This window comes from Oceanobacillus piezotolerans (genome assembly GCF_003665065.1).
GTDB lineage: Bacteria > Bacillota > Bacilli > Bacillales > Amphibacillaceae > Oceanobacillus > Oceanobacillus piezotolerans.
Genome location: NZ_RCHR01000006.1, coordinates 93,692 through 109,379, shown reverse-complemented (window position 1 = coordinate 109,379; position 15,688 = coordinate 93,692). Strand labels below are relative to the sequence as shown.

The window sequence follows — 15,688 nt, the reverse complement described above, 5'->3', positions numbered from 1 at the left end:
ACGCAATTAATCTATCTTATTTATTGTAATGGATTGATTTCTATCTTACCACAAAAATGTACGAATGAGTTTATCTACACGAGTATTCTCATGGAGGGCACTATGACCTAAATCCTCATCTTCTATAATGACTTCCTTCAACTGACTTTTTGGTACGATTTTACTTATTGCCTTCACACTATCAGGAAAAGAGATAGCATCCCCGCTACTGCCGATGTTTAAAACAGCAATCCGATCTGGGAAGTCACTTCTATATAACATTTCCAACGCTAATGAATTTGGCTTCAAATCCTCTGCAGCTGCATCATGGTGAATTCGAAAATATTCTTCACTGTATATTCCATCAAATGGACTTCCTATGGTTATAAGCTTATTAACATTCGGATAGGCTTCTTCCTTATATTCTATGGTATATTTGGTTGAAATGATACCACCCATCGAATGGCCAACAAGATTTACTGTTTCTACCCCATACTTTTTCTTCAAATGCCGCAATGCCTTTGATAGCCATTCTGTGCTATTTGCGAAGCTCGCTCGGTTATTTTGTAATATGATCTGAATATACGCTGGGTTTGACCCTTCTGTATAATAATCGTGTATCCGACCGTCGGACGAAACATAGTATACTATCCTTTTCTCCCCCCAGCCGTTTGCTTCAAATCGGTCAAGTAAGTTTGTGAAAGAATTATACGTTCCTTTATAACCATGAACAAAAACAGTTGGCACCCCTAAGTTATATTCTGATTTCACTTTATTTGGGACATATAATATAAAAATAGATCCTAGTAACATTAACAGCAATAATATGATATATCGTTTCTTCAAAAACTTCCCCTCTCTACGTTTATAAATACAAGCCTTATAGCTGCTCAATATGATGGAAAATCGGCCTTCCATCATCAAACGTTGTTATATATTTAAAGCCAATATCCTTTAACAAGCGAAGTGAATCGTTGAAGCGATACGCTAAAGTTTTTTCAACATGGGAATCTGAACCTAACGTTAGTATTTCCCCACCAGCTTCTTTATATAAACGAAGAATATCCTCGCTCGGCATTCCTTTTTCTAATCCATAACGGTATCCAGAAGTATTTAGTTCAATCCCTTTACCTTGAGGAATAATTTCTCTGAAAATCTCCTTAATAATCTCATGATGATTATAAATACTTTCCTTGTCCGTATATCGTTTCACTAAATCAATATGTCCTAATACACTATATTGCTTGTAATGCATCACACAATGCAGCAATTCCTCATAGTACATCTGATAAGCTTCTTCCACGCTTTTCCCGATAAAAAACTCTCGCGAATGCAAATCCTTTCTTTCTGTCGCATGCATCGAGCAAATTACAAAGTCAAAACTCTCCTCTTTCATTAGCTTTTCATACTGATTCAGAATGTGAGGCTGAACTCCGATTTCTATTCCCTTCTTAATCTTAATCTTCCCTTGATATTTATTTTGCATTTCTTTGATTTTCGTATCATATTCGGAGAGATCAAATTCAAAGATCCAGTCCCTGTCTGGATAATCATAATCGATATGCTCTGTAAAGCAAATCTCTTTCAGTCCAATTTCGATTGCCTTGTTAATCGTCTTCTCCATCTCTGTATTACAATCAGCGGAAAAGTCACTATGTATATGGTAGTCAAACATTATTTTCCTCTCCTTTTGCCCATTGACTTTTTCTCTTTTATTCCATATAATACTAAATAACTTTACTTAGATAAAGCGATAAAGTAATAAAGTTTACTGTTTTTTCAAATTCATATAAATCATAACATATTTCGCTAATGTTCTAATACCCTCATTAGATGGAGAAAAACGAACAAGAGGGTAATACTTTATTAATGCAAAACGAAACTTCCCTTAGAAAAGGAGATTCTCTCATGCAAAGGTATATTTTAGATAATAATAAAAACACAAATGTAGATGATTTCCAAGTGAGAGACGGACTTATACAAAAGATAAAAAGCCGCTTTCATACATACGGATATAAACAAGTTCGTACCTCTACATTTGAATCGTATGATATGTATTCGGATGTTGCCGGAACAGTAAATCGGGAGGAAATGATTAAGGTAATCGATTCCTCTGGGCATGTTCTCGTATTACGGCCGGATGTAACCATTCCACTGACACGAACTACTGCATTAAATTTAAGTGTTCCAAATTCTTACCAACGTTTATTCTATGTACTCGATGTGTTTCGTCAATCAGAGGAACAAGTTAACCAAAAGGAAAGCACACAAGCAGGGGTAGAATGTTTTGGCGAGAACTCACCTGAGGTGGACGCTGAATTGATTATGTTGTCCATACACACATTAAAGGACTTAGGATTTAATAACTTTAAAATCGAAATAGGTCATGCAGGATTCTTTAAGGAACTAATCAAACAAACGAAGTTATCCCACCAAGAACTTGATGTATTACTGTCATATGTACAATCAAAGAACATCGCTGAAATGACGCCATATTTGCAAAAGTTATCTATAGACGAAAAGGTTCAATCCGCTATAGTGTCCATTCCGTTGTTATATGGAAAACCTGATGAAGTTATTAAGCAGGCCAAATCTATTATTCTAAATAAAAAGATGGAGGAAATTCTACAAAACTTAACAGATGTTTTCTCTATTCTTCAAGATTTTGGTGTAGAGGACGCTGTTAACTTTAACTTTGGATTAATTAATAATATGGATTACTATTCAGGTGTAATTTTCCAAGGGTTTGTTGATAGCATTGGAAAGCCCGTTCTGATGGGCGGCAGATATGATCATTTGAGTGAACAATTTGGTCATTCACTTCCTGCTATTGGGTTTGCCTTTGAAGTTGATTTACTTATCCATGCGCTTATCCAACAAGGATTAACTACAAACCAAAGTAAACCAATAGACTTCACTATCCAATATACAAAGCAAAAGCAAAAAGAAGCACTGCATTTAGCCTATCAGCTCCGTGACAAAGGATATACAGTACTTATCGATACAAAGGCTGCTGCTCTTAATAATAGTGGAGCAAGCTGTGTTATTCGTTACGAAGAGACTCAAAACACAGTAAAAATCGACAATAAGGAACAAGTCTTTTCCAATTCGATAGAACTGCTTTCACTTATTGAAAAGGGGGATACTTAATTGGAACAGATTACATTGGCTTTAGCAAAGGGTAGACCAGCAAGCAGTACGATTAAATTGTTAGAGGAAACAGGAGAACATTTTTCCGAACTTCATGAGGATAGCAGGAAACTCGTCTTTTATAATGAGGATAAGACCATTAAAGTAATTTTTGTGAAAGCATTAGATGTACCAACTTATGTAGAAAAAGGAGCAGCAGATATTGGCATTGTTGGAAAAGATAATATTTTAGAATCTCAGGCTGATGTTTATGAGCTGCTCGATTTAAAAATAGGAAAGTGCATGTTTGCAGTAGCTGGAAAGCCTGGTCAGAAAGTAGACTCTAACCAAAAGCTAACCATTGCAACAAAATATCCAAATGTAGCAAAGAAGCATTTCAAGAAAAAAGGCCAGGATATAGAAACAGTGAAGCTCAACGGGTCAGTAGAGCTCGCCCCTTTAATTGGTCTTTCTGACTTTATTGTGGATATCGTAGAAACAGGAAGTACATTAAAAGAAAATGGACTCGTTGTTTTAGAAGAGATGGATTATATCAGTACGAGATTAATTGTGAACAAGGCAAGCTTTGCAACGAAATCGGCAGAAGTACAAAATTTTATCAATCAATTAAAATCCGCTATGGAGTGATAGAGATGAGAATACTGACAGCGGAGGAATTCTTTGCAGAAAGGAAACAAACCTCCCCCACAATTACAAATGAAGAAAAATTAGATCGAGCTGTACTTGATATTATTCATAACGTTAGAAAGCAGAAAGACAGTGCACTAATAAATTATACAGAACAGTTTGATGGGGTAACATTAGATTCACTCTTTGTAACGGAAGAGGAATTTGAAGAAGCCAAAACACAAGTTGGAGATGAATTTATTTCTGCCCTTAACGAAGCAAAAAATAATATTCAAGCTTTTCATGAAGCCCAAAAAGAACAAACATGGTTCATGGAAAAAGATAATGATATCCTGCTTGGACAAAAGGTCACTCCACTGGATAGGGTTGGTGTATATATTCCGGGCGGGAAGGCAGCATACCCTTCCTCTGTGTTAATGGATGTAATTCCTGCCAAAATTGCTGGCGTAAAGAATATCGTTATCACAACTCCTCCTCAACAAGACGGGAAGGTTAGCCCTTATGTTCTTGCAGCAGCAGAGCTTGCTGGTGTGAATACCGTATTTAAGGTTGGTGGTGCACAAGCGATTGCAGCACTGGCATACGGAACAGAAACTATTAGCAAAGTCGACAAAATTGTAGGACCTGGAAATGCGTATGTTGCTCGTGCCAAAAAGTGGGTCTATGGAGATGTAGCGATTGACATGATTGCTGGCCCTAGTGAAATTCTTGTTGTTGCAGATGAGACAGCCCCTGTTCCGTATGTTGCAGCAGATCTTCTTTCTCAAGCAGAACACGACGAGTCAGCTAGTGCCATCTGTGTCACAACGAGTGCAGAGCAAGCTCTGCTAATTAAAACAGAAGTAAATAAACAAGCAGAACAATTAGAGAGAAAAGACATTATTAAACCATCTATACAAGACAACGGGAAAATTATTATCGCAGAAAATCTCCATGCAGCTTTCGATGTCGTCAATGAAATTGCCCCTGAGCATCTTGAATTGATGATAGAGAATCCTCGTGATTATGTGGAACTCGTAAAACATGCAGGCGCTATCTTTATGGGCCATTATTCACCAGAACCCTTAGGAGACTATTTCGCTGGGCCAAATCATACACTGCCAACGAACGGAACAGCTCGGTTTGCTTCTCCGCTTGGGGTATATGACTTTATTAAAAAGTCCAGTATCATTCAGTATTCAAAGGATGCATTGCTGCAAAGTGCAGATTCCATTATTACTTTAGCGAACGTAGAAGGATTAACCGCACATGCTAACTCAATTAAAATAAGAAAGGAAGAAAAGAATGCGTAAAGCTCAGATTACACGTAAAACAGGGGAAACGGATATTAAGCTGGACTTTGCAGTTGATGGTAAAGGAGAATCTTCCATTAAGACAGGGGTTGGTTTTTTTGACCATATGCTTACCCTGTTTACAAAGCATGGATTGTTCGATCTATCCGTTACATGTAACGGAGACCTAGAAGTAGATCAGCATCATTCCGTTGAAGATATTGGCATCGCCTTAGGTAAAGCATTTAAGGATGCTTTAGGGAACAAAGAAGGAATCACACGCTATGCAACTGTCACAACACCAATGGATGAAGCATTATCCACGATTTCTGTTGATATTAGTGGCCGTCCATATTTTGTTTATCATGTGGAAGGGTTAAAGGACAAGGTTGGAAATTTTGATACCGAGCTAGTAGAAGAATTCTTCCAAGCTTTTGTGAGCAACGCCAAAATAACACTCCATATTAATCTAGCATACGGTTCAAATACACATCACATAATTGAGTCCATCTTTAAAGGATTCGGGCGAGCACTTGACCAAGCAAGCATGAAAAACCCACGTATTACTGGTGTTCCTTCAACAAAAGGGACCTTATAAAGCAACATTCCTTACAAGGGGATAAATTGAGAATTTAAAATTCATTAGGCTCTTTCTTGAATTTTGTAGAATCTATTTCCAAATTGACATAATTTGATTAATTTAATTCAGTATAGTGTTTAGAAACTGTGTAAAAATCACTGGAAGAATGCGCTCGTGATTTCCACTCCGGGCAGTACGCTTTCCGCGGGAGTCGACTGCCCTCCGCTCCAATCACTTCATGTTTATTAGTGCTTCTTTAACTGTTAAAAGAACAATACAGCGGAGGAAATACACGGAGACTCCTACGGGAGGATAGGCCTAGGTGAGACCCCGCAGTGCGTAAGCACGAGGAGGCTCAGCAGCCGCCCGTGGAAAGCGAAGTGTATTTCCGGAGCGGTTTTTAAGCACTATCTGAATTAAACAAGTAAGGAATCTATTTTGCTGAACAAACTACAATCTTTCTGGAAATCAGCTTATAAAAAAGGAGAACAGCATATGATTGCGATCATTGACTATGATGCTGGTAATATTAAGAGTCTGCAATTTGCATTAGATAAGCTTGGCGTTGAATCTGTTCTGACAAAAGATCCTAAGCAGATTCAAGTAGCCAACTCCATTATTGTTCCCGGCGTGGGGGCATTCAGGGATGCAATTGCTTCATTAAATAATTTAGGAATGGCCGAAGTGATCAAACAAGAAGCAGCTAAAGGAAAGCCTGTTTTAGGTATCTGTTTAGGGATGCAGTTATTTTATGAAACAAGCTTTGAAGACGGAGAGTGGGAAGGATTAGGGTTATTAAAAGGTACAGTAAATCGTATCACCGATGCAGTGAAGGTTCCACATATGGGGTGGAACACATTAACAAAGCATATCGATAATAACCTATTTAAAGACATTCCCGAAGATTCCTTTGTATATTTTGTTCACTCTTATGCCGTTGGCGGAAATTATGAGAAAGAAACACTCGTTGCTAGTTCCCAATACGGCGGAATTATTCCTGCCATTGTACAAAAGGACAATGTTGTCGGGATACAATTCCACCCAGAGAAAAGCGGAGCTGTTGGATTACAATTACTAACGAATTATTTGGAGATGATATCATGATTCTTTTCCCAGCAATTGATATTCGTGGCGGCAAATGTGTTCGCCTTACTCAAGGAGATTATAATAAAGAAAAAGTGTACAGCGAAGCACCTGTTGAAATTGCTAAGCAGTGGCAGGATAAAGGGGCAGCATTTATTCATATCGTTGACTTGGACGGAGCAAAGACGGGAAATTCTATTAATCAGCGTCAAATCGAGGCGATAGCTGAAAACACCAGTGTACCTGTCCAAGTCGGCGGTGGGATCCGGTCAATTGAGATTATTGAAAGCTACTTGTCTAGAGGTGTTCAGCGAGTCATTATTGGGACAGCAGCCATTAACAATAAATCCTTCTTAAAAGAAGCAGTTTCCCGATTTGGAGATAAAATTGCGGTATCTATTGATGCAAGACATGGCTTTGTTGCTACAGACGGTTGGACAAAGGACAGCTCTGTCAAAGCAATTGATTTAGTTAAAGAGCTAGAAGATATCGGCGTGAAGACGATTGTTTACACGGATATTTTAAAAGATGGGATGCTGAAAGGCCCAAACCTCGAGGAGTTGCAAATCATTAATGAGGCCACTTCGATAGATGTTATCGCTTCAGGAGGTGTCTCTACAAAAGAAGACATTGTAAAATTAGCTCAATTAAAACTCTATGGAGCCATTATCGGAAAAGCGCTTTATGATGGAACAGTCCAATTTGAAGAGCTATTGGAGGCGAATAACAATGTTGGCTAAGCGGATCATTCCCTGTCTGGACGTTGACAAGGGTCGTGTTGTAAAAGGGAAAAAATTTTTAAACATTGAAGATGTTGCGGATCCTGTAGAACTGGCAAAGCGATATAACCGTGAAGGTGCAGATGAGCTTGTATTCTATGATATTACTGCATCGAATGAGGAACGAGACATATTTCTCGATGTGGTTGAAAGCGTAGCAAGAGAAATCTCTATTCCTTTCTCTGTTGGCGGAGGCATCCGTACGATAGATGATATTAATCGTGTCCTTCGCTCTGGAGCTGAAAAGGTATCCATCAATAGTGCCGCCGTAAACAACCCAGATTTAATCCGACAGGCAGCTGCTAAATTTGGCAGTCAATGTATTGTTTTATCCATCGATGCGAAAGAAACTGCTGAGGGGAAATATGAAGTGTTTATCAATGGTGGAAGAAAGAATACAGGTCTTGATGCAATCCAGTGGGCTAAGCATGGTGAACAGCTTGGCGCTGGCGAGCTTGTCATAAATGCAATTGATACAGACGGAGAAAAAAGCGGCTATAACCTAGCATTAACAAAGGCGATTGCAGATGCAGTCAATATCCCTGTTGTTGCCAGTGGTGGTGCAGGTAAATTAGAACATTTCAGCACTGTATTGAAGGAAGCAAATGCAGACGCAGCACTTGCTGCATCCGTGTTTCATTACCAAGAGATTCCTATTCCTGAGTTAAAAGAATACCTACAGAAAGAAAACATTATAGTAAGGAGGTAAATCGGATGGATATAAAACTAGATAAACTAAAATTCGATGAAAATGGGCTTATTCCAGCCATAGTACAGGATGCAAATACTGGGAAGGTATTAACTCTAGCTTATATGAATGAAACATCCTTACAAAAAACGATCGAAACAAAAGAAACTTGGTTTTTCTCTAGAAGCAGGCAAGAACTATGGAACAAAGGGGAAACTTCAGGTAATAAGCAAGAAGTAGAGCGTATCACATACGATTGTGATGGTGATGCATTACTCGTCCAAGTGAATCCATTAGGACCAGCTTGCCACACTGGAGAAGAAACATGCTTTTATAATGAATTATATACAAAAGAGGTCCCAGCACATGATATTATCCCTCAGGTGGTAGCTAAGATAAAGGAACGTCGTGAGAATCCAGTTGACGGTTCTTATACTGCCTACTTATTTGAAAAAGGAGTAGATAAGGTTCTGAAGAAAGTTGGCGAAGAAACGAGTGAGGTTATCATTGGAGCGAAGAACAATGATAAACATGAGCTAACAAGTGAAATCGCTGATTTGACTTATCATACGTTAGTTTTAATGGAGCTAATGGGAGTTACCGTTGGTGATATTAAGGATGAACTAAAGAAAAGGCATATTCAAAAAGAAGGTCAGGTAAAGGAATAATACATGAAAGCCGAGATTCACAAAGAATCCCGGCTTTCCACAATTAAATTAAATGTTTTATCTCTGCTGCTTCTTTCAATTCTGCTACTTTAGCTGCCAATTGCTCACTTTGTTTTTGACTTTCTAACATGGAGCGAATCTGCTCTTTAGCTTCCTCTAATTCTCCAACTTCCGCATTTTGTTCTTTTAATTGATTATAATACTCTTCTATCTCTTCATCTGTTACTTCAATATCGAATTGTTCCTGCATATATTTAACTGTAACTAAATCATCTTGTAATTGTTGTTTAAATTGCTCTTCGTTAATCTGGTAAGTTTCTAATACCTGTTGAAGCTGTTCTTCTCCTGACTCTTCCTTCATCTTATCAAGCTCTTGTTGTGCTTCTTCCTCCGTAACCTCAATTCCGGCTTTCTCTGCGTCTTGGTTAATGAGCTCTTGCTCAACTAAAATTTTCATTGCCTGATCTTTTACTGACTCTGTATCAGTAACATCTTGTCCATAAGAGTGGAGCATTGTTTTTACCTGCGTATAGATTTGGTTATATTTCTCGCCCTTTACTTCTTCTCCATTTACACTTACGACTGCAGTGTCATCAGCCACTCGCTCTTCATCAGAAAACTCCAATGGCGCCGGCTCCTCTGCACTTTCTTGTTGTGTATCTTCAGTCGCTTCATCATTATTACAAGCAGCTAGTACAAATACCATGCTGATCACTACTAAAAAGAATAGAAGTTTTTTCATATTCAATCCCTCATTTCATATGTCTTTCTCCATTCAAACATATATTGATAACCTTTTTCAAGTTAGAAGAAGTAGGAGAAAAAAGGAAGCACATACCAGTGCATGCTGGTATATGCTATTCATCTTCTTAATTATTAATGTATTTCTCAAATACAGCGCCGAAATCTTTCTCATGGTATTTCTCACGCGTATTATTTAACCAAGAAAAACTAAACTCTGTTAACTCTCTATATTGCTCTGCAATATTCGCTTGATCTATTCTTGAATTCTGTAACACCGATACAGCCTTATCCAGACTTTGACTTGCCATATCTAAAATAATGCCATTCTCGTGTGTTCGTTCTGCAATATACAATAATGCTTTATATAAGTCCTTTAGCTTTTCAATTTCATCTTTACGAACATCGATTGTATATGCAGTACTTCCAAGACTAAACTTAATTTCAATATCTATATCGACTCTTCCTGCTGTTTCTAAAAAAACATTAGAAAATTTGTACTGAGAATACGGATAACGCTTTAATGTTCGTTTGGATGAGGTTGCGTTTTCCCCGTCAACATGGATAAATGCTAAATTTGTAAAGCAATATTCGTCTGCCTTTGTCTTAATCAGAAAATAGATTTTTTCATTATCCTCATGTCTAACATAATCATCCGCATCTGTCTTATCATAATCCTCTGGGCCAATTATCTTCCCAATATCAGATAATCCTAATGCATCTGCAGCAAATTTCTTTAACATCTCATTCATCCTTTCTCCCTTAACTTTGTACTTAATTATCCATTATTTTTCCCAAATATGTAAATAGGCAACTTGGACTACCCCAAGTTGCCTGTGCTGGTACTAATACTTATTTCAATTCTGCTAACACTTCTTCTATTTTTGCAAGCTCAGATTGTAGACCTCCACCACTTAAGTACCAAAGTGGGCCATCTAAGTAAACGATGCGGCCATCTTTATATGCTGTTGTTTGTTTTATAATATCGTTTTCCATATCAGATTCGATATTAGATGCTCCACCTGTTGCCGCTGTACGGTCAATCACAAATAAAACTTGGGGATCGAATTCTAAAATTGCCTCAAAGCCAAAGTTAGAACCGTGAGAAGAAGCTTCGATATCCTCTGTTACTGGTTTAAAACCATATTGGTCATACATGTAACCAAAACGAGAATTTGTGGAGAAACCAGATAATTTACCTTCGTTGTACATTGTAACTAATGTTGTATCAAAGTTTTCTGCTAAAGTATTGATTTCTTCTAAAGCTGAATCTATTTTAGCTACGTGTTCTTCAGCTTCTGCTTCTTTACCAAACATTCTAGCTGCAATATCTACAGAATCTAAAAATGTATTCCAATAGTCATCATCTTGTGTACCAACAAACACTACATTTGGTGTTATTTCCTTTAATTGATCATAAAATGCTGATTGGCGACCAGAGATAAAGATGACGTCCGGCTCTAAAGCAGCTATATCTTCAAGTAATGGTTCTTTTAAAGTACCGATATTCGTATATTCATCAGAGGAATACTTTTCTAAGTGAGATGGTAATGTAGAGTCCTTCGCAACCCCAACAATTCCTTCTACTCCTAATGTATCTAAGGTGTCTAAGAATCCATAGTCAAATACAACAATTCTTTCAGGCTTGGACTCAAATGTTACATCTTCAAAAGAAACAGTTGTGCCTGCATCACTGCTTTCCGTTGAGCCAACGGTTGGTGAGATTGTTAGTGGGTATGTACCATTATCTTCTGTAGTTTCTTCTTTGGTCGGTTGATCTGCTGAATCTTCTTCCTGAGCAGAATCATTGGAACCACATGCTGTCAGAACAAATAAGACCATTACTGCAATAATACTAAGCATCTTCCAATTTTTCATTACTTATCTCCCCTTATTATCTATCTAATCAAAAATGATAATCATTATCATTGATAACTATTCTCATTATAATGTGATTTATTTTTAACGTCAATATTAAAAATAAAAGTTTTTTAAAAATTACTTTTATTTCCCTTTTTACTCCAAACAAAAAACGAGGTTATCCCATATTAAAGGTGTAGACCTTGTATGAGAATCCTCGTTTATTATCTACAATCATATCATTATCATGCATGAGAATTAAAGTATACACAAATACGGCAACCATCCTGTACCTGCACAGGAATATGCATATCATAAATCTCTCGTAGTGATTCAGAGTTAATGATATCCTTAGTAGGACCATCTTTCACTAATTTTCCGTCCTTTAAAGCGACAATACGATCCGAGTATACAGATGCAAAGTTAATATCATGCAATACAATAACAACTGTTTTACCAAGATCATCTACAAGCTTACGCAGGATCTTCATAATTTGTACGGAGTGCTTCATATCCAGATTATTCAACGGTTCATCTAATAATACATAATCTGTATCTTGTGCAATAATCATCGCAATAAATGCTCTTTGCCTTTGCCCGCCAGATAACTCATCAATAAACTGATCTTGTATATCTTGCAGGTTCATATATTCCAGTGCTTGATCTACTAACCTCTCATCTTCAGCTGTTAAACGGCCTCTTGAATAGGGATATCGACCAAAAGAGATTAATTCTCTCACAGTTAAACGAACGTTTGTATAATTCGATTGTTTTAATATCGATACACGTTTAGCAAACTCATCAGATTTCCACTTTTTTACGTTGTTTTTATCTAGCAATACTTCACCCGTATCAGCATCCAGCAAACGACTTACCATAGAAAGTAGCGTTGATTTACCAGCTCCGTTCGGTCCGATAAAAGAAGTGATCGTTCCCTGCTTAATCTTTACGGAAACATCCTCTACTACACTCTTTTTACCGAACCGTTTCGTCAATCCTTTGATTTCAATCATTATGCAGACCTGCTTTCCTTTAATAATAAGTAAATGAAGTAAATACCACCGACGAAGTTAATAATTACACTTAGCGTCGTACGTAATTCCAAAATATGCTCTACTAGAAATTGCCCACCAACTAATGCAATAATGCTTATTAAACTAGCCCCTAGAATCAACATAGAATGTTTATATGTTACTAAAAACTGGTACGATAAGTTTGCTACAATTAAGCCCAGAAATGTAATTGGACCGACTAAAGCCGTTGATGTCGCAATTAGTACGGATGATAGTATTAAAATGTTCATTACCATTCGATCGTAATTAATACCAAGGTTCATCGCATGCTCACGGCCAAGTGACATAACATCTAATTTACTCATTATGGTATAGCCATAGATAAACGCGATGAGTAAAATGCCAGCAGCAATATAGAGAAGTTCTGCTTTTACATTTGTAAAACTTGCAAACAGCTGGGATTGTAAGCTTAGATATTCAACTGGATCGATTAATACTTGTAGAAATGTGACAAAACTTCCAAGCAGTGTTCCTAGAATCATCCCGATTAATAGGAGTAAGTAAATTGGATATTTATTTGTTCGGAACAAGAACCGGTATAGTATGATTGCAAAAATCACCATAGCGGAGATTGCTGCACCAAAGTTTAAATATTGATTTAACACCCAAATGGACATGGATCCCGCAAAGAAATAAATTAATGTTTGTACCACTTCATACATGGAGTCAAGCCCCATCACGGAAGGAGTCAATATTCGGTTATGTGTAATAGTCTGGAATACAACCGTGGAATACGAAATAGCAATTCCTGTTATTACCATTGCCACTATTTTGATCATCCGCCTAGGAAAGGCGTAATCAAACCCACCTTTAATATCATAAAAACCGTAAAACAATATACAAATAATTGCTAATACCAGTAGAAAGATAATTTTAGTAGTATTATTTCGCATATGCTCTCCCCCTAAATAACATAATTAAGAAGATCGCACTGCCTATTACTGCCACTGTTACGTTTACTGGTATTTCATATGGGTGGACAATAATTCGTCCAATAATATCACACATTAATAAAAATGCTATTCCCAGGAACATAGTATGTGGGATTGTTTTGCGCAAATTATCTCCCATATATAAGGAAACAATATTTGGTACAATTAAACCTAAAAACGGGATAACCCCGACAGTAAGTACAACGGATGTTGAAATAATTGCGACAAGAACAAGTCCAATATTAAGTACAACCTTATAACTTAATCCCAAATTCTTAGCAAATTCCTCTCCCATGCCAGCAACCGTAAATTTATTCGCATAAATATAGGCTAGTACCAAAGCAGGAATGCTTACATACAACAGTTCATATCGACCTGCAATGATTAGAGTAAAACTTCCCATTAACCAAGATGAGATATTTTGAAGTATATCCGCCTCATATCCAAAGAATGTGGTAATGGATGATAGAATGTTCCCATACATAATCCCGATTAAAGGGACGAAGATGGCATCTTTAAATTTAATACGATCTAGAATTTGCATAAATATTAATGTTCCTATTAAAGCAAAAGAAAAGCTAAAGAGAATCTGCTGTGTATACGTTACGTTTGTAAAGAACAGCATGGAAATCATAATCCCTAATTTGGCAGCATCTAATGTCCCGGCTGTTGTTGGGGATACAAATTTATTTTGACTCAAGCTTTGCATAATTAATCCAGCAATGCTCATACCAGCGCCTGCCAATATAATCGCCATCAATCGAGGTACTCTACTAATTAAAAATATCTGCGTTTCTTCTGAACCCAAATCTAGCAAATCACTTGGCTTAATATCAATTGCACCAATAAACAGCGATATAAATGACAGGACTATCGTTGCAATTATTAACATCCACAGTCTCATAAGAAATCCTCATCACTTCTATATTCTCAGTACGACAATTGAAAATGATTATCATTCTAAGTACACCTTAATTATAAGTATAGAAAAATATAAAATCAACCCCAAATGCAATCGTTGTCAGCAAATTTCAATATTTTTCGATAGAATGAAACTTCAATCAGTTGCATTCGAAAGCACGAATAACTAGATTCATAGTTTTTGTCAGAAGAGCCTAAAAAAGACTAACGCCGTAAAATCTTTTTAGCGTTAGTCTTTCCCTTTTTATTTTTCTTTTATTTCACAGCCATCATCCGTACAATAAGATGTCTCTGAATTCTTTGCTATATCTATCTCTTGTATAATTGGTTTATCTTTTTCTTCTTCCCATACTTTATTCAACACCTCATGAAATACTTCTTCAGGCTGGGCACCAGAAACAGCATACTTCTCATTAAATACAAAGAAAGGTACACCTCTTACACCAATTTGATGTGCTACATTTATATCCTCACGAACTTCCTTTGCGTAGCGATTAGACTCCATTACTTCTTTAACCTCTTCTTTGTCTAATCCAACTTCTTCAGCAAGTTCCGCTAATGTATCATGGTCACTCATTAATTTGGATTCAGTAAAATAGGCATACAAGAATCTCTCCGTAATTTCTTTCCCTTTGCCTTTTGTTTCGGCAAATTTAGCTGCACGGTGCGCATCAAAGGTATTCGCATATTTCATCGTATCAAAATTATATGTCAATCCTATCGCTGCAGCTTGCTCCCCAACTTGTCCATTCATTGCTTTCACTTGATTAAGTGGCAATCCTTTTAATTCAGAAAAGGTTTGATAAAAGTCCTTCCCTGGAATGTGTTTAGCTGTTGGATCAAGTTGATAACTTTTATATTCCAATACAATGTTATCGCGGTGCGAAAACTTTTCCATTGCATGTTCTAATCTTCTTTTTCCAATATAACAGAAAGGACATACAAAATCTGACCATACTTCTATTTTCACTTTAAGCACCACCTTTACATTAAAATTGTAGCACAACCTTTTCGTTTCGAAAACTGTTGTGCTTGGATTTATCCTTGCTAAACAGCATTATATAGAGCTTTTCATATATTTTTCATTTGTACATTCAGATACTGTGCAAACGAATTACTAAACGGCGAAATGGGTTGCTAGAATCATTTTTATGTTAATGTAATACTTCAAACGGTGCCACTTACTGGCCCACACATCCAAGGCAGAGACGAGAAACATTTAATCCTGTATTTCCAAGCTTCACATCTTCTATCTGATTTTCCCCTTCTGTTTTTTTCTTATTCAAAAACAGTTTTACATGAAAAAACAGTGAAATTTTAGATATAAATTCACTGT

17 protein-coding genes are annotated in these 15,688 nt (G+C 36.9%); 8 read left to right on the top strand and 9 right to left on the bottom strand.

What is annotated here, in order from left to right; translation table 11 throughout:
* Positions 1–45: 45 nt before the first annotated feature.
* Together D8M04_RS16000 and D8M04_RS15995 are read right to left on the bottom strand one after the other, a co-directional pair.
* The gene (locus D8M04_RS16000) at positions 46–825 is read right to left on the bottom strand and encodes an alpha/beta fold hydrolase (protein WP_246001302.1); all 780 of its coding nucleotides are present in this window, start codon (positions 823–825) and stop codon (positions 46–48) included.
* Between the two features lie 34 nt (positions 826–859).
* The gene (locus D8M04_RS15995) at positions 860–1,654 is read right to left on the bottom strand and encodes a histidinol-phosphatase HisJ family protein (RefSeq protein ID WP_121524424.1); all 795 of its coding nucleotides are present in this window, start codon (positions 1,652–1,654) and stop codon (positions 860–862) included.
* A gap of 233 nt (positions 1,655–1,887) precedes the next feature.
* On the opposite strand from D8M04_RS15995, the gene hisZ reads away from it, so the two are divergent.
* The 8 genes from hisZ to hisIE all read left to right on the top strand — a co-directional run bounded on the left by hisZ (position 1,888) and on the right by hisIE (position 8,825).
* Positions 1,888–3,129 carry an ATP phosphoribosyltransferase regulatory subunit gene (hisZ, locus tag D8M04_RS15990; protein WP_121524423.1) on the top strand — a complete coding sequence of 414 codons (1,242 nt, stop codon included), beginning with the start codon at positions 1,888–1,890 and terminating at the stop codon, positions 3,127–3,129.
* Complete coding sequence (hisG, locus tag D8M04_RS15985) at positions 3,130–3,756, top strand: ATP phosphoribosyltransferase (RefSeq protein WP_121524422.1); 627 nt, start codon at positions 3,130–3,132, stop codon at positions 3,754–3,756. It abuts the gene before it with no gap.
* A gap of 5 nt (positions 3,757–3,761) precedes the next feature.
* The gene (gene hisD, locus D8M04_RS15980) at positions 3,762–5,048 is read left to right on the top strand and encodes a histidinol dehydrogenase (protein ID WP_121524421.1); all 1,287 of its coding nucleotides are present in this window, start codon (positions 3,762–3,764) and stop codon (positions 5,046–5,048) included.
* Entirely contained in the window at positions 5,041–5,625 is a 585-nt protein-coding gene (gene hisB, locus D8M04_RS15975; RefSeq protein WP_121524420.1) for an imidazoleglycerol-phosphate dehydratase HisB, read from the top strand. The genes hisD and hisB overlap by 8 nt, the downstream gene beginning before the upstream one ends.
* 477 nt (positions 5,626–6,102) lie before the next feature.
* A complete protein-coding gene (gene hisH / locus D8M04_RS15970; protein ID WP_121524419.1) occupies positions 6,103–6,711 on the top strand; it encodes an imidazole glycerol phosphate synthase subunit HisH in 609 nt (202 codons plus the stop codon).
* Positions 6,708–7,430 (top strand): 1-(5-phosphoribosyl)-5-[(5-phosphoribosylamino)methylideneamino]imidazole-4-carboxamide isomerase, encoded by a 723-nt coding sequence (gene hisA, locus D8M04_RS15965; protein WP_121524418.1) that lies wholly within the window; start codon positions 6,708–6,710, stop codon positions 7,428–7,430. The genes hisH and hisA overlap by 4 nt, the downstream gene beginning before the upstream one ends.
* Positions 7,420–8,178 (top strand): imidazole glycerol phosphate synthase subunit HisF, encoded by a 759-nt coding sequence (gene hisF / locus D8M04_RS15960; protein ID WP_121524417.1) that lies wholly within the window; start codon positions 7,420–7,422, stop codon positions 8,176–8,178. The genes hisA and hisF overlap by 11 nt, the downstream gene beginning before the upstream one ends.
* A gap of 5 nt (positions 8,179–8,183) precedes the next feature.
* Positions 8,184–8,825, top strand: coding sequence for a bifunctional phosphoribosyl-AMP cyclohydrolase/phosphoribosyl-ATP diphosphatase HisIE (hisIE, locus tag D8M04_RS15955; protein ID WP_121524416.1), 642 nt, complete (start codon positions 8,184–8,186; stop codon positions 8,823–8,825).
* A 43-nt stretch (positions 8,826–8,868) separates the two neighbouring features.
* On the opposite strand, the gene D8M04_RS15950 is transcribed toward hisIE, so the two are convergent.
* From D8M04_RS15950 to D8M04_RS15920, 7 genes are all read right to left on the bottom strand, one after another.
* Entirely contained in the window at positions 8,869–9,567 is a 699-nt protein-coding gene (locus D8M04_RS15950) for a SurA N-terminal domain-containing protein (protein ID WP_121524415.1), read from the bottom strand.
* 127 nt (positions 9,568–9,694) lie between these two features.
* A complete protein-coding gene (locus D8M04_RS15945; RefSeq protein WP_121524495.1) occupies positions 9,695–10,309 on the bottom strand; it encodes a PH domain-containing protein in 615 nt (204 codons plus the stop codon).
* Between the two features lie 109 nt (positions 10,310–10,418).
* Entirely contained in the window at positions 10,419–11,444 is a 1,026-nt protein-coding gene (locus D8M04_RS15940; protein WP_121524414.1) for a siderophore ABC transporter substrate-binding protein, read from the bottom strand.
* A gap of 227 nt (positions 11,445–11,671) precedes the next feature.
* Complete coding sequence (locus D8M04_RS15935) at positions 11,672–12,439, bottom strand: iron ABC transporter ATP-binding protein (RefSeq protein ID WP_121524413.1); 768 nt, start codon at positions 12,437–12,439, stop codon at positions 11,672–11,674.
* The gene (locus D8M04_RS15930; protein WP_121524412.1) at positions 12,439–13,392 is read right to left on the bottom strand and encodes an iron chelate uptake ABC transporter family permease subunit; all 954 of its coding nucleotides are present in this window, start codon (positions 13,390–13,392) and stop codon (positions 12,439–12,441) included. Before D8M04_RS15930 ends, D8M04_RS15935 begins: the two co-directional genes overlap by 1 nt.
* Positions 13,382–14,335: an ABC transporter permease gene (locus tag D8M04_RS15925; RefSeq protein WP_121524411.1), complete on the bottom strand. Its 954-nt coding sequence runs from the start codon at positions 14,333–14,335 to the stop codon at positions 13,382–13,384. Before D8M04_RS15925 ends, D8M04_RS15930 begins: the two co-directional genes overlap by 11 nt.
* Positions 14,336–14,596: 261 nt before the next feature.
* A complete protein-coding gene (locus D8M04_RS15920; protein ID WP_121524410.1) occupies positions 14,597–15,322 on the bottom strand; it encodes a DsbA family oxidoreductase in 726 nt (241 codons plus the stop codon).
* Positions 15,323–15,688 lie beyond the last annotated feature (366 nt).

Excerpts from the sequence above, each read along its gene's own strand:
- hisH (WP_121524419.1), top strand. The coding sequence starts at position 6,103 with ATGATTGCGATCATTGACTATGATGCTGGTAATATTAAGAGTCTGCAA.
- D8M04_RS15950 (WP_121524415.1), bottom strand. The coding sequence starts at position 9,567 with ATGAAAAAACTTCTATTCTTTTTAGTAGTGATCAGCATGGTATTTGTA.
- D8M04_RS15995 (WP_121524424.1), bottom strand. The coding sequence starts at position 1,654 with ATGTTTGACTACCATATACATAGTGACTTTTCCGCTGATTGTAATACA.
- hisA (WP_121524418.1), top strand. The coding sequence starts at position 6,708 with ATGATTCTTTTCCCAGCAATTGATATTCGTGGCGGCAAATGTGTTCGC.
- D8M04_RS15925 (WP_121524411.1), bottom strand. The coding sequence starts at position 14,335 with ATGAGACTGTGGATGTTAATAATTGCAACGATAGTCCTGTCATTTATA.
- D8M04_RS15930 (WP_121524412.1), bottom strand. The coding sequence starts at position 13,392 with ATGCGAAATAATACTACTAAAATTATCTTTCTACTGGTATTAGCAATT.
- hisB (WP_121524420.1), top strand. The coding sequence starts at position 5,041 with ATGCGTAAAGCTCAGATTACACGTAAAACAGGGGAAACGGATATTAAG.
- D8M04_RS15945 (WP_121524495.1), bottom strand. The coding sequence starts at position 10,309 with ATGTTAAAGAAATTTGCTGCAGATGCATTAGGATTATCTGATATTGGG.
- D8M04_RS15935 (WP_121524413.1), bottom strand. The coding sequence starts at position 12,439 with ATGATTGAAATCAAAGGATTGACGAAACGGTTCGGTAAAAAGAGTGTA.
- hisF (WP_121524417.1), top strand. The coding sequence starts at position 7,420 with ATGTTGGCTAAGCGGATCATTCCCTGTCTGGACGTTGACAAGGGTCGT.
- hisD (WP_121524421.1), top strand. The coding sequence starts at position 3,762 with ATGAGAATACTGACAGCGGAGGAATTCTTTGCAGAAAGGAAACAAACC.
- hisZ (WP_121524423.1), top strand. The coding sequence starts at position 1,888 with ATGCAAAGGTATATTTTAGATAATAATAAAAACACAAATGTAGATGAT.
- D8M04_RS15940 (WP_121524414.1), bottom strand. The coding sequence starts at position 11,444 with ATGAAAAATTGGAAGATGCTTAGTATTATTGCAGTAATGGTCTTATTT.
- hisIE (WP_121524416.1), top strand. The coding sequence starts at position 8,184 with ATGGATATAAAACTAGATAAACTAAAATTCGATGAAAATGGGCTTATT.